The 12,282-nt window shown below is 59.0% G+C and carries 12 protein-coding genes and 3 pseudogenes; 8 read left to right on the top strand and 7 right to left on the bottom strand.

Annotated elements, in window-relative coordinates:
* Positions 1–452 precede the first annotated feature (452 nt).
* From ACK9YZ_RS11340 to ACK9YZ_RS11330, 3 genes are all read left to right on the top strand, one after another.
* On the top strand, positions 453–1,538 hold the full coding sequence (locus ACK9YZ_RS11340; RefSeq protein WP_416066665.1) for a hypothetical protein: 1,086 nt from the start codon (positions 453–455) through the stop codon (positions 1,536–1,538).
* Positions 1,539–1,680: 142 nt separating this feature from the next.
* Positions 1,681–2,019 (top strand): hypothetical protein, encoded by a 339-nt coding sequence (locus ACK9YZ_RS11335; protein WP_416066664.1) that lies wholly within the window; start codon positions 1,681–1,683, stop codon positions 2,017–2,019.
* Positions 2,020–2,760: 741 nt separating this feature from the next.
* On the top strand, positions 2,761–3,468 hold the full coding sequence (locus ACK9YZ_RS11330; RefSeq protein ID WP_416066663.1) for a LuxR C-terminal-related transcriptional regulator: 708 nt from the start codon (positions 2,761–2,763) through the stop codon (positions 3,466–3,468).
* A 94-nt stretch (positions 3,469–3,562) separates the two neighbouring features.
* Here ACK9YZ_RS11330 and ACK9YZ_RS11325 read toward each other — a convergent pair whose 3' ends face one another.
* Positions 3,563–3,856: a hypothetical protein gene (locus tag ACK9YZ_RS11325; RefSeq protein ID WP_216758674.1), complete on the bottom strand. Its 294-nt coding sequence runs from the start codon at positions 3,854–3,856 to the stop codon at positions 3,563–3,565.
* Positions 3,857–4,345: 489 nt separating this feature from the next.
* The gene (locus ACK9YZ_RS11320) at positions 4,346–5,242 is read right to left on the bottom strand and encodes a LysR family transcriptional regulator (RefSeq protein ID WP_416066662.1); all 897 of its coding nucleotides are present in this window, start codon (positions 5,240–5,242) and stop codon (positions 4,346–4,348) included.
* Between the two features lie 135 nt (positions 5,243–5,377).
* Between ACK9YZ_RS11320 and ACK9YZ_RS11315 the strand changes: the two genes are divergently transcribed.
* The 3 genes and pseudogenes from ACK9YZ_RS11315 to ACK9YZ_RS11305 all read left to right on the top strand — a co-directional run bounded on the left by ACK9YZ_RS11315 (position 5,378) and on the right by ACK9YZ_RS11305 (position 7,249).
* Entirely contained in the window at positions 5,378–6,364 is a 987-nt protein-coding gene (locus ACK9YZ_RS11315; RefSeq protein WP_416066661.1) for an MBL fold metallo-hydrolase, read from the top strand.
* 132 nt (positions 6,365–6,496) lie between these two features.
* Positions 6,497–6,634, top strand: a pseudogene (locus tag ACK9YZ_RS11310) (pyridoxamine 5-phosphate oxidase); the annotation flags it as partial.
* A gap of 381 nt (positions 6,635–7,015) precedes the next feature.
* Positions 7,016–7,249 (top strand): hypothetical protein, encoded by a 234-nt coding sequence (locus ACK9YZ_RS11305; RefSeq protein WP_216758671.1) that lies wholly within the window; start codon positions 7,016–7,018, stop codon positions 7,247–7,249.
* Positions 7,250–7,294: 45 nt separating this feature from the next.
* Here ACK9YZ_RS11305 and ACK9YZ_RS11300 read toward each other — a convergent pair.
* The 4 genes and pseudogenes from ACK9YZ_RS11300 to ACK9YZ_RS11285 form a co-directional block, all read right to left on the bottom strand.
* Positions 7,295–7,663: pseudogene (locus ACK9YZ_RS11300) on the bottom strand (SRPBCC domain-containing protein); the annotation flags it as partial.
* 102 nt (positions 7,664–7,765) lie between these two features.
* Positions 7,766–8,074 (bottom strand): annotated as a pseudogene (locus ACK9YZ_RS11295) (ArsR/SmtB family transcription factor); the annotation flags it as partial.
* A gap of 58 nt (positions 8,075–8,132) precedes the next feature.
* Positions 8,133–8,489, bottom strand: a complete 357-nt coding sequence (locus ACK9YZ_RS11290) for a cupin domain-containing protein (protein ID WP_216758667.1) — start codon at positions 8,487–8,489, stop codon at positions 8,133–8,135.
* Between the two features lie 147 nt (positions 8,490–8,636).
* The gene (locus ACK9YZ_RS11285; RefSeq protein WP_416066660.1) at positions 8,637–9,380 is read right to left on the bottom strand and encodes an SDR family NAD(P)-dependent oxidoreductase; all 744 of its coding nucleotides are present in this window, start codon (positions 9,378–9,380) and stop codon (positions 8,637–8,639) included.
* Positions 9,381–9,485: 105 nt separating this feature from the next.
* On the opposite strand from ACK9YZ_RS11285, the gene ACK9YZ_RS11280 reads away from it, so the two are divergent.
* The gene (locus tag ACK9YZ_RS11280) at positions 9,486–10,040 is read left to right on the top strand and encodes a TetR/AcrR family transcriptional regulator (protein WP_216758665.1); all 555 of its coding nucleotides are present in this window, start codon (positions 9,486–9,488) and stop codon (positions 10,038–10,040) included.
* Positions 10,041–10,211: 171 nt separating this feature from the next.
* Here ACK9YZ_RS11280 and ACK9YZ_RS11275 read toward each other — a convergent pair whose 3' ends face one another.
* Positions 10,212–10,637: a winged helix-turn-helix transcriptional regulator gene (locus ACK9YZ_RS11275; protein WP_416066659.1), complete on the bottom strand. Its 426-nt coding sequence runs from the start codon at positions 10,635–10,637 to the stop codon at positions 10,212–10,214.
* 101 nt (positions 10,638–10,738) lie between these two features.
* On the opposite strand from ACK9YZ_RS11275, the gene ACK9YZ_RS11270 reads away from it, so the two are divergent.
* Positions 10,739–11,677 carry an aromatic alcohol reductase gene (locus tag ACK9YZ_RS11270; RefSeq protein ID WP_416066658.1) on the top strand — a complete coding sequence of 313 codons (939 nt, stop codon included), beginning with the start codon at positions 10,739–10,741 and terminating at the stop codon, positions 11,675–11,677.
* The last annotated feature ends 605 nt before the right edge of the window (positions 11,678–12,282 follow it).

The following is a 12,282-nucleotide window of genomic DNA, read 5'->3' as shown; positions in this document are numbered from 1 at the left end:
TTTACGGCGTCCCCCTTACGGCGTGGGTATTCGATGTCACCGCCAGCCAATACAACCGCGAGCGAATATTGCCTTCGATTTAAACCTCTAACTATCTAGATATTCGGTGACGTTCCTTTGGGTGTATACTTCGAGACGACGTGGCGTTGCTTTAGATTGGTGCCTGATAATCCGATGCCGGCCAAAAAACGTTCATGTCCCGCCGCGAAGAAAGGGGATGCAAGCTGCAAGACCTCTCGTGCGGAGGCGGATCTGGTGCTGTCGAACCCGGACAGGGGGAGGCTGCGGCCATGACGGCCAAATGGCTACGGTCCTAGCCGAGGGGATGTAGACGAATTGCAGGCTCCGCTTTTGCGACGTTCAGAGGCACAATGTCTCCGATAATTCAGGGCCTGGATAATTCAGACTGCACGCTTGATGGACGCGTGGTTGGCCGCGGAACGGAGACGGTAATGACGGAAAATCGTCCCTTGTCGGAAGACGTGCCCAAGACAGGCACCGATCAGAACCCCGCCTCCAATGTGGCCGCGGGGCATCTGGCGCTGGTGCCGACCTGGCTTCCGTTGGATGTCGCTTCCGGTCCGAGTTATACGTCAGCCGGCAGCGGCGGTAACGGGATCAGCGAGGGCGTGATCAGCAGCAACGCATTGGCTGTCTTCATGCCGTCCAATGCCGCGATTGCGGGACCTCATTCTTCTGTCGATGCCGTTCAGGGCAACAATGCGCTCATCAATCAGCATGCCACCGAAATGGCCGGCATCGGCGGGAATGGCGGAAGCGGCAATGTTGCTATCGGCGGCGGCGACGGCGGCAGTCATGCCGGCAGCGGCGGCAATGGGGTCTTCTACGGTGGCCTCGTCAGCACCGAAACCGCGCTGTTTGTCCCCGTGAATGCCGCCGTGGCTGCAGGCTCTGGTTCCGTGGCTCACGCCGACCAATCGAACAACGCGCTGTTCCTGCAGGGCGCAACCCAGATCGGCGGCATGGGCGGCTCGGGCGGAGACCACAATGTCGCGGGCCACGACGCGCTGAGCCCGGGAACATCGCTGACATTGACCGGCGACTTTTATGCGGGCCATGGCGGCAATGGATATTTCGTCGGCAGCATCGTCGACGTGAGTATCGCCATCTTCTCGCCGATCAACATTGCCATCGGCGCCGCAGGCGGCTCGGCAACGGCGCATCAGACCAACAACGTCATTTTCGATCAGGGCGCTGTGCAGATCGCCGGCATCGGCGGCAATGGCGGTGGCTTCAACCTGTCGTCGGACACGATTTTTACCGGCGGCCATGCGGGTGGCGGTGGCGGGGTCGGATCGTCGACCGGCAGCATGGTCGACGCCAATTTCGCCTATTTCCATCCCATCAACATCGCCGTTCCCGCCGGCGGGACGGCAGACGCCCAGCAGATCGATCATGTTCTCTATGATCAGCACGCGCTCCAGATGGCAGGCATCGGGGGACACGGCGGAGTGGGCAACCTCACGGACGCCCATTCGGCTCTCGTCGACGATATCATGGGCTTCCTGCACAGCTAGGGCATTTCCATTTTTCCTCCAACATGGAACTCTAGGTTCTGTTGACAGAGTGTCGTAGGCCTTTTCTTCGCGGACATTTTCGGGTGAGGTTGCGCTGCAGTGACAAGGTGGCACACGGTGAAGCCGGAATCGCAGGAATGAGATGATAAATGTAGAACGCAAGTATGTGGGCGGGCCGCTTACCAAGTTGTGGGATGACAAAGGAGAGTTCGGTCAGTGCGTGAGGGAGGACGTCACTGAAGAGGATATCCGCGACCTGCTTCGAGAAGCTCCTATCAGATTCCTAGAAGTTAACGTCGGCAGGCCGCTGCGCTGGATACCGCTGAATGAACGTTTTGAATTTTGGAAGTCGATCCGCTCAAACTTGCATGTGTCAGAGAAGCCTTACTTGGAAGATTACCCAAGCTGCTTCTTCTACAGTGCATCCGAGTGGACCGGCCGCGACGGTGAGCGCGTGATTGTCCTTCACAAATTTCATTAAAACGTATGCTGTTGACGGGTGTGCAGCTCTAGCCTCGCGGCGAGATGCCCGTTCAGCCCCCGGCTTTCGTCGTTTGGGCCGACATGGCACGGCCGGCTCATCGAGATACCGAACATTCCACCATGACCTTATCCGCATTGTCATAGAAGAGGCCGACATCTGTCGGTGCCGGCGCAGTGTTGCCTGAGTGAAAACGAGGCCAGCTGGTATTAATGCGTCCTGGTGCGTCAATGGCCCCCAGTTATTCAGTAATCATAAAGGGTTACCAGGCATCTCGGGCTTGTTTTTGCTTTTCGCTCTGGACGTTTCGGCGTCGAGGTCAGCGGCTGCTTTGACATGAGATGTGGGAAGAAAACCGAACGGATCGCCAGGGCGTTCCATCCAACGTCTCATTCCCCAATGGATCTGAAGCAGATCGCTCGCCTTTTCAGTGCCTTTGAAAGCTTTGTTGAGGCGCTTTCCATACGTGAATTCGGCGAAGACTGGACAGTCTGCAGCGACAAGTCGAACCGGCAAGTCCTCGCAGATACGCTTTCCTAAGTGCTCTACAGGCCCAGTTGTCTCTCACCTGAATCTTATAGACTATAAGAATTATCATGAGAGATCAGACTATTGAGGCTGGCAATACACTCTTTTTTTCTCATGACATGAAGCGAGAACAGGAATAATGTGAACAGCTGTTGGGTTGCAAATCTTGTGGGGAGCACGCAAGTGTCCGACAGTGCTAAATCTAAGCGCCGTATGGGGCGCAATGCACCAACTGTGATCATAATTGAGCATTCTACACTGGCTCGCACCACCGTCGTGAAGCTTCTTCAGCATGAGCTCGCGGGGTGGAACTTTATCGACCTGATCTCGACCGAGAGCCTCGATCGCGCTCTTGGAGCCGAGGTGCGTTTGATCGCACTGGATCTGGCCGGCAGAAGTGTCGAGAGCCCCAGCCTGCGAGATGATCTCGCGGCAATTGCTGCACGGTTTCCCGAGGCACCTATCACGTTGCTCTCAGGAACCGACGACGTCGATATAGCCCGTCAGGCACTCAAGATGGGTATCCGCGGCTTTTTCTCGACATCTGTTCCCATCGACATCGCGCTTGCCGGTCTTCGTCTCGTTCTGGCAGGAGGAACATTCTTCCCGCAGCTGTTGGGCGCGGTGACAAACGGCGCGAACGAGCATGTTCCGGCGAGAAGCGAGGCCGAAAAACGCCTTGACGACAGGACGCAATACCTGGCGATCGCCGAATTCACGCCGCGGGAAGCGGATGTGCTGGCAGCGTTGCAGAGCGGCTGCTCGAACAAGGTGATTGCCGGAAAACTCAATCTGTCGGGGCATACGGTGAAGATGCATCTGCAACATATCATGCGCAAGCTGCAGGCGCAGAACCGCACTGAAGTGGTCGCCCGCCTGGTTCAAAGAGCCGCCGGAGGGCCTGACGGCTCGCCGGGGTAGGCGAGGTCTCAGGGTAGGGCGCTGTCGCACCGTTTTCGTCGGGTTTCGGGGCAGGGTTTGATGCCGTCACGACGGGTATGACGCCCTTGCACCTTCAATCCCCGTTACCGTTACCATTTCGCAGGAATTGCCACTCGATACCGGTAATCCGCGTCGGCTTGACGATGTGCATGCGCGCCTGCAGCAGCCGCAGGGTTGGAACGAGTTTTTGGGGATCGGCAATCTCTGCAGGGACGGGCCTGCCCACCTCTTGATAGTGCAGCTCCATTTCCTCCCGGAAGTCTCTGATATCGAAGGTGTCTACGCCTGCGTTATACCAGTCTACCAGGATGACATCGCAGACAATATCAAGGCTGTTTGGGTCGTCGGCATCGAGCAATGGCGGCATTGGCGGACCTTCTGAAGATGGAGTTCATCCTTTAGCGTCCCCCGAGGCAGTCTTTTTTCTAACGCAGTTTATCAGATCACTGGCGAAGATATTGGGGCTCGCCACCCAGCACCAAGACGAGCCCCAGCCCCGGTGCTTGTCTCATCTGTGCCCTCCACCGCGACATCACAATTAGACGCCCGGGCACGAAGCGCAGCAATTCGACCAGTTGGATTAGTTTGGCTGTTCGCTGCAAAAAATCCAGCTTCTGCGGGATTTTTTACGCCTGGAATCCAGAAATAAACCTGTGGATAAAATCGGCGCCGTGTATTGTGATTAGCCTGCTGCGGCCGCTGGTCTAATCCTCTCCCGGTACCGCCCATCTGCCCATAGACATCACCCGGTGACATAGCTTGCGCACAGTCCAGCGCCAGCGCGTCGTCATGCAGGACGATCGACGACCAGTGAGCCCGACAGCCATCAACGGAGGCGCCTCTGATAGGCGGAACGCTAGGATGCCATCCGCGCGCGCAGGCGTGGGCCGATCCAGTCAAGGAAGCATCGCACCTTCAGCGACGGCGGATCGGCTGGTCCGTGAATAACATTGACGGGCAGCGGCTCCGGTGCGAACTCCCCCAACAATTCCTGCAGAGCCCCAGAGCGCAAATGTTCGTTGATCTGGTAAGAAAGCACGCGAATAATGCCGATCCCGGCCAGCGCAGCCTGAATGGCAGCCTCTGTCGTGTTGACTGCGAGTTTGAGGCGCGGCTCGACGGCGAACGCCGCGCCGTCCCGGCGGTATCGCCATTCCGGGGCGGTCGCGAAGCCCTGGAAGCTTATGCCATCATGCGGGGCGAGGTCTTGCGGCTGACGCGGCACTCCTCGGCGGGCGAGATAGTCGGGGCTCGCGCAGATCACCCGTCTGACGACACCAACCCGTGTTGCGATAATGGCGCTGTCCGGCAGGTGCCCGATCCGTAGGGCTACATCGACTTGCTCATCCGCCAGGCTTAGCTGCCGATCACTCAGGGTCAGCCGCAGGTTGATATCGGGTTGCTCCTTGAGGAATTCGAGCGCAATTGGCAGCAGATGGCGCTCGCCGAAGGCAATCGGCGCGGTCACGTGCAGCCCGCCACGCAGCGCTCCATAATCGCGGCTGGCCTGCCGCTCCGCCGCGTCCAGGTCCTCGAGAATACGACGTGACGCGGCGACGAAGGCGCGCCCCTCCTCAGTCAAGGCGAGGCCGCGGCGGGTGCGCACGACCAAGCAGACGCCGAGATGCTGTTCAAGATCGGCCACTTTGCGGCTGACCGTGGCAAGCGGCGTATTCAGCCGCCGTGCCCCGGCAGAAAGACTGCCGGCGTCGACCACCGCCAATAGCACCGCCATCGCATCAAGACGATCCATCGAAGCCTTCCATAAAATGAGAAGAATGTTTCCACATTGCAAAGATACCCCGTTGTCTTTGGATGTCATAGCATTCGCGTCGTCAAGGGGCTCGACGTAGCTCCCATCGTGCTACTGATCCCGGAGAAAGATGTCATGCCTCAACTTTCACGTCGCGCCTTTGCCGGCGCCCTGCCTCTCGGCCTCATCGGGGGAAACCTCCTCGGTGGAGGCCTGCTCGGCGACACCGCCGCCCGTGCGGCGACGCAGGAAGCTGCCAACGCGCCTGTTGCGGTGAACCCGTTCGCACAGATTCGCATCGGTCGGTTCACCGTGACGGCACTGACGGACGGGTATGCCGATATGCCCTATGACTACTTTCCGGGGCGCTCAGCGTCCGAGGTCGAGAGGGCGGCAAGCGCACAGTTTACGGCCCGGCCGAGTGGGGTTCGGTTTCTCTTCAACCAATATCTCGTCGAGGATGGTGAGCGCCGCATCCTGATCGACGCCGGTGCGGCAGGTTCGATCGGGCAGACCGGACAGTTACCACAGGCACTCGCCGCGCTCGGTCTGCAGCCCGACAAGATCGACGCGGTCATCGTGACGCATATGCACCAGGACCACATGGGCGGGCTGGTTCTGGGAGGCAAGAACAACTACCCCGGAGCCGAGCTTTATATCGATCGTCGCGACATCACTCACTGGACCGATCCGGCCAAGCGCAACGGCGCGCCTGATTACCTGCAGGCGAGCTTCAAGATGGCGGAGGAGGTCGTGCGGCTATATCCGAGGCTCCAAGCGATCGACGGAGAGCGCGAGATCATGCGCGGTGTTTCGATCGTCGACCTGACCGGCCACACACCCGGCCATATCGGCGTGCGGGTCGAAGATGGCGGCAAGAGCATGATCATGGTTTCGGATATGGTCTTTCCGGTCGTCCATCCGGCCGCGACCGACGTGTTCTTCCTGTTTGAGCAGGACCGTGCCGCTGCGAAAGCCATGCGTGATCGCTTCTTTCCGCGCGCCGCGTCGGAGGGCGCACTCATCGCTGCCACGCACATGCCGTTCCCTGGGCTCGGCCGTGTCGTCGCCGATCGTGGGGAGATGCGTTGGCAGGTCGCAGACTGGGCCTTGCAGGACTGATGTCTGCTCTCGGTGATCTCAAGGATATAAATGCCAAGCACTGATTTCGGCTATCCAAAGATAGATCCGGGCTCGCACCGTGAGACAACGATGCGAGCCTGCCTGGGCAAGGAGAACAGGCATGCCTTATCCAATTGCCCACAGCACATCATCCCGCGCTGCAACGAATAGCAGGTTGAACAAGCTGTCGCTCCTCTCCGTGAACAACTGCAGCGGTTGGAAACCGAGAACGCGACTTTGCGCGCACGGTTGGAGAACCCTGAAAGATGACCGAAGCTCAATGATCACCCCGCCACGGGTTTCGACCCCGGTCAGGGTTAGGGTGAGGGGGCCACACGCGCAAACGCACACCAAATCCGCCATTCCCCCACGCTACGCATACGGGTCATAATCCACCGCCGCCTTCACCCCGGTCCCGCCCGGTGACACAGCTTCTTTGCCACCGGCTGCGCTGATGTCAGCGCCAGCGCATCGCCCTCGTTGGGCGAGGGCAGGCCGCGTGGAGATGACCCCGCCTTCATCTTTGCGTGCCGCCTTCTTGAGGCGAACGCAGCTTTCCAGCCAGGTCTCAGATTGACGAAGGCATTTTTCGCCTTAATAGGATCGGGCCGAGATGGGCGGCAAGCGCCAGAAAACAAAGGGAGAGTAACGGTGAGCGAACCGACGGTAGAAGATGCGACGAACCGCATTTACGAGTCACTGCGGGCCGATAATGAGGATATCGACCTGCATATCGCCGCTCTCAAGGCAGCCTTGGCGCGCGCGGGTCTGAAAGAGGCCGTCTTCGACCCCGCCAGGCTCGTGCAGAACAACCGGTCCGGCAGGAAGCTGATGCAGGCCTATTTCCGTCAGCGCGGCGTGACGGTCAAATTCTCGGCCGAGTGAAGGCTTGACGCGATAAGAGCGGGAACGCCATCCGTTCGTTCCCGATCAGGCCGATACGGGGGCCGGCATATAGAAAGGCTCGCCGGTTTCCGCGAGCGTCTTCAATCGCGACAGCGCTTCCGGCCAGCCGCCGCCGACGGCCTTGCTGGTGGCGGTTTCTCCGCCGAAATTGTCATGGGTCAGCGTCACCTTGCAGGCCTTGTCGCCGACGGGTTCCAGCAGCCAGGTCACGCGCGAGGCCGGATCCGCGGCGACATCGGGCGACCATTGCGCGCTGAAGGAATGCACGAAGCGGCGGGGCGGATCGATGTCAAGGACCTTTCCGACGATCATCGCGCGGTCGCCGACATGGAAGGTAATGGCGCCGCCTGCGACCCATTCCGTTTTCGAGGTCATATTGTAGTGCTGCCAGAGCGGCGTTTTCTCGTCATCGGTCAGGATGGCCCACACGTCTTGCGGCGTGGCGCGAATGAACATTTCCCAGACATGTTTCGGTGCAGCAGGTGCCATGGTCGCGTCCCTTCTCTCGACAGCGGTTTTAAGGTCGCTCATCGTGCGGGCGAAGGGCGCAGAAAAGCGCGATATCCAGCGATCCGCGATCTCCTGAACCGGAAGCGGATTGAGATAATGCAGCTTTTCCCGGCCGATCTTGCGGGTCACGACGAGATGGGCGTCTTCGAGCACGCCGAGGTGCTTCATCACCCCGAAGCGGGTGACGGGCTGGTCGCGCTCAAGCTCGCTCAGCGTCTGGCCGTCGCGTTCGCGCAGGCGGTCCAGCAGCTCGCGCCGGAGCGGATGCGCCAGGGCGTTGAAGATTTCATCCATGTGACGACAATACGTGACTAAATAGTCACGTGTCAAGATGGTCACGTTTTATCCGCAATCAGATCCGCGGTTTCGGAGAAGGCGCCCGGTCGGAATTGCCGGAGTTGGGTTCTCCCTTGGGTTCGATCAGCAGAACCTTGGCTTCCTTTGCGGCGCGCGGCCGGTGAACGACGCCCCTGGGGACGACGAACAGTTCGCCGGCCCGGACCGTTCGGGAAGGCTCCCCCTCGATATCGATCTCGATTTCACCCTCGAGCACGAGGAAGAAATCGTCGGTCGTTTCATGCTTGTGAAAGGGATATTCCCCCAGGAATTTCACGACCATCACGTCATTTTCGTTGTAATCCGCAATGACGTGGGGATCCCAGTGACTGGAGAAGCAGCCGAGCTTTTCCTCGAGATTGACTGTTTTCATTTTCTCGCCTTTGACAAATAGATCCGGGCTCACCGGTGGCCTGGTGACCCGGAAGACTGGAGACCCGGAAGAAACACGAGGGCCGCGTCACGGTCTTGAACGTTTGTGCGCATTGGCGGATCGCGCCTGACGCTCTGACCGGCTGCGTCAGACCGCGACGAAGCCGCCATCGACGAGCAGTTCCTCGCCGCCAACGAAGCTGCTTTCATCCGATGCCAGGAACAATACCGCCTTGGCGACCTCTGCGGTCTCGGCGAGCCTGCCGAAGGGAATGGCCTGCTTCATCCATTCCTCGGCACCGGCATTGTCTTGAAGGTAGGTCTGCATTGCCGGGGTCAGGACCATGCCGGGGGAGACGACGTTCACACGTATTCCGCGGCTTTTCAGATCGACTGTCCAGGTTCGTGCAAATGAGCGGATCGCCGCCTTCGTCGCACTGTAGACGGAAAGGTTGGCGAAGCCCTTGCTGCCGGCGCCCGATCCGGCCAATATGACGGCACCGCCGGCAGACATCAGCGGCAGAGCCTTCTGCACCGTGAAGACGGTCCCCTTGACGTTGATATCGAAAACGCGATCGAAATGGTCCTCCTCGATACCGCCGATCGGGGCGGACTCGGATATGCCGGCATTGGCGAAGACCACATCCACGCGACCGTGATCCTGCTTTATCCGAGCGTAGAGCCTGTCGAGGGCCGAGGGATCGCTGACATCGCCCTGAACGCCGATGGCACCGTTCGCGATCTCCTCGAGTGCTTCATCCAGGCGCTCCTGCCGGCGCCCCGTGACATATACATGGGCACCCTCCGCTGCGAATGCCTTGGCCGTGGCCAGGCCGATGCCGTCCGTGCCGCCCGTAACCACCACAACCTTATTATCAAACCGTTTTGCCATGTCGTTGCTCGCTTCCTGATCAAGTGGAGGATTGCTCCACTTTCTATATGGAGGTAGGCTCCACTTAGCAAGTCGCGTTGAAGCAAATCTTTGGAGGCGAATCTTTTGGCTGACGAAATCCCATTGCGGGCCGACGCCCAGCGAAACCGGGAACGCATCCTCGCCGCAGCCGAAGACGTCTTTCTCGAGAAAGGGGCCAACGTGTCCCTGGACGATGTCGCAAAACGCGCCGGCGTCGGCATCGGGACGCTTTACCGTCGCTTCCCGACACGAGAGGAGCTTCTGGCCGCGGCCTACAGCTCTCGCTTTTTGGCCCTTGCCGAAACCAGCCGATCAAGAGACACGGGACGTGATCCGCTGAACGCGATGCGCTCTTATCTGGAAGAACTCGTCCAGCACACCAACGTCTATCGTGGCCTCGCCGCTTCGCTCGGAACAGTGTTGCAGGTCGGCACGCCCGGCTGCGCGGCGACCAGCAGGGAAGGTCTGCGGCTTCTGGAAAATGCGCAGGCGGCGGGGGTTATCCGGCACGACATCGGCTTCGACGACATCGTATGCATAGCAACCGCCATCTCGCTCGCAACAGGGCAGGAGAGTTCGCCACAGGCACACATCGCGCGTCTCGTGGGAGTGTTCATGGATGGGATGGCTGTGCGCTGAGGTCTGGCCGATGACCGCTTTCGGCGCGAAGTGTCACGCCGCCAGCCGCACCAGCCGCCGTATCCCGCCGTTTAAGTCCGCGACCGCTTTCGGCCCAAAGCTGACATGATGTTTCCTAGCCGCAGATAGTCATGGAGCATGATGCAAGCTGCCCGTGGCAGTTCAAGCCCATTAAAAAGTCTGCCATGATGGTTTTGCATGCGGTCGGGAATCGTATTCTTCACGCGCTTTTCGAAACTGATCCGAGTTTTCAACGACCCATGTCCAAAGCGGGATCATTCGGATCAGCAGCCCCATTCCCAATTCGGTAAGCTCGTATTCCACCCGTGGCGGCATCTCCACCAGATCATGGCGCGTGACCAGCCCATCCCTCTCAAGTTGCCGGAGAGTTCGTGTCAGCATCCTCTGGGTAACACCGTGCATTCTCCGTCCGATTTCGGCATGGCGTAATCTGCCGTAGACGCCCAAGGTGTGGATGACGCCCAGCGACCATCTGTTTCCCGCGTGGGTCAGAACTTCGCGCCTTACGCCGTCCTCGTCTTCGCGAAGGCCATCGCAGACCGCTTGAGAATAGCTCAGGATTTCGTCTCTCGTCATCTTTCTGACCTACGGTATCACGCGTGTACCTTCTTACGATCCCATCCGAGAGATGCCATTTGCTCGTTCACACGAACGAAAAGATCAGAAAGGATCACCAAATGAACTCCACGCAACCAACAGAAGCACAGTCGATCCTGGTCATCGGTGCCGGAGAGCTTGGTATGCCTGTACTACGCAATCTGGCGCGTAAGGCCAAGGATCATCCGGGTACAACCATCAGCGTTCTCTTGCGGGCGGCGACCGTTCAGTCGACTGAGGCGGCGAAACAGCGTGATGTCTCCGAAATACGCAAACTGGGGATCGACATCGTCACCGGCGACATCCTTGCCGCAACAATAAGTGAGTTGGCAGCGATCTTCGGCCGTTTTGATACGGTGATCGGCTGTGCAGGCTTTTCCGCCGGTCGAAACACGCCAATGAAACTCGCGAAAGCTGCACTGGAAGCCAAGCTCAAGCGCTATTTCCCGTGGCAGTTCGGCGTCGACTTCGACGTCATCGGCCGCGGCAGCCCGCAGGATCTGTTCGATGCACAGATCGACGTGCGTGAACTTCTGCGTGGGCAAGACAAGACGGACTGGGTGGTCATCTCTACGGGCATGTTCACGAGTTTCCTGTTCGAACCGATCTTCGAGGTCGTCGATCTCGAAAGGAATGTGGTCAACGCGCTGGGCAGCCTGGATACGGAAGTGACGCTGACGACTCCTGATGATATCGGTGCCCTGACCGCCGAGGTGGTCTTCGCTCAGCCGATGATCCGCAACGAGATCGTCTATCTTGCTGGCGACACCGTGACCTACGGCGACGTTGCCGACACGCTTCAGACCGTGCTTGGGCGTCCGTTTACGAAAGCGGAATGGACGGTTCCTCGGCTCAAGTCGGAACTTGCTCAGGACCCAGATAACCACATCAGGAAATATCGGGCGGTCTTTGCCGAGGGCAAAGGCGTGGCATGGCCAAAGCGCGACAGCTTCAATGAGCGAAACGGTATAAAGGTTACGACCGCCGAAGAATGGATCAGAAAAAACCTTCGCTCCTAAGAGCGATATGGCTCGGCGAGGTCAATGACCGCACCGAGCCCGCTGCATTCGCCGTCTGCGGAGATGGACTGCAGGGCGGACTGGCTTGGAGACTAGCCCCCGAAATACAGCCCCTGTGACTTTGCCAATCGAGGCCGGGGCTTGTTATCCATTGCTGCGATGCGGACCGCTTTCGGCTCGAATCGGTCATGAGAAGGCTGGTCTGAAAATGTCGGGTAAGGGGTGGAGAAGCAGGCTGGCAGGTGTCGGGTCACTCTTCTGGAGCGCCGTGCGTCCATTCGGACGCACGAGGATACTCTAACTCTTTCAATCTGCGCATCAGGCTTTCCGAAAATCGATCCCGGTTTTCGGGCCGATGCTGTAGCTCGGCTCTGTAGTCTCGGTTGTGAAAAGGATTTGCGGAATTACAACCAAACGCCGATGAGATCGAAGGGAAAAAACTAAAAGTTGACAACCCGACAAGGAGGGTCCATATACCAATAGTCGATATTTGCTTGCTGAGCTTTGGTTATCGCGCGTCTGACACCGCTCCCTGAACGAACCTTTTCTTTCAAAAATCGCTATCACCGTCCGCAGCGCTTCGAGCGTTGTGGTTCTCTTCTTGC

This window comes from Rhizobium sp. ZK1 (genome assembly GCF_047782645.1).
Taxonomy (GTDB): domain Bacteria; phylum Pseudomonadota; class Alphaproteobacteria; order Rhizobiales; family Rhizobiaceae; genus Rhizobium.
This window is presented reverse-complemented; position numbering and strand designations above follow the sequence as displayed.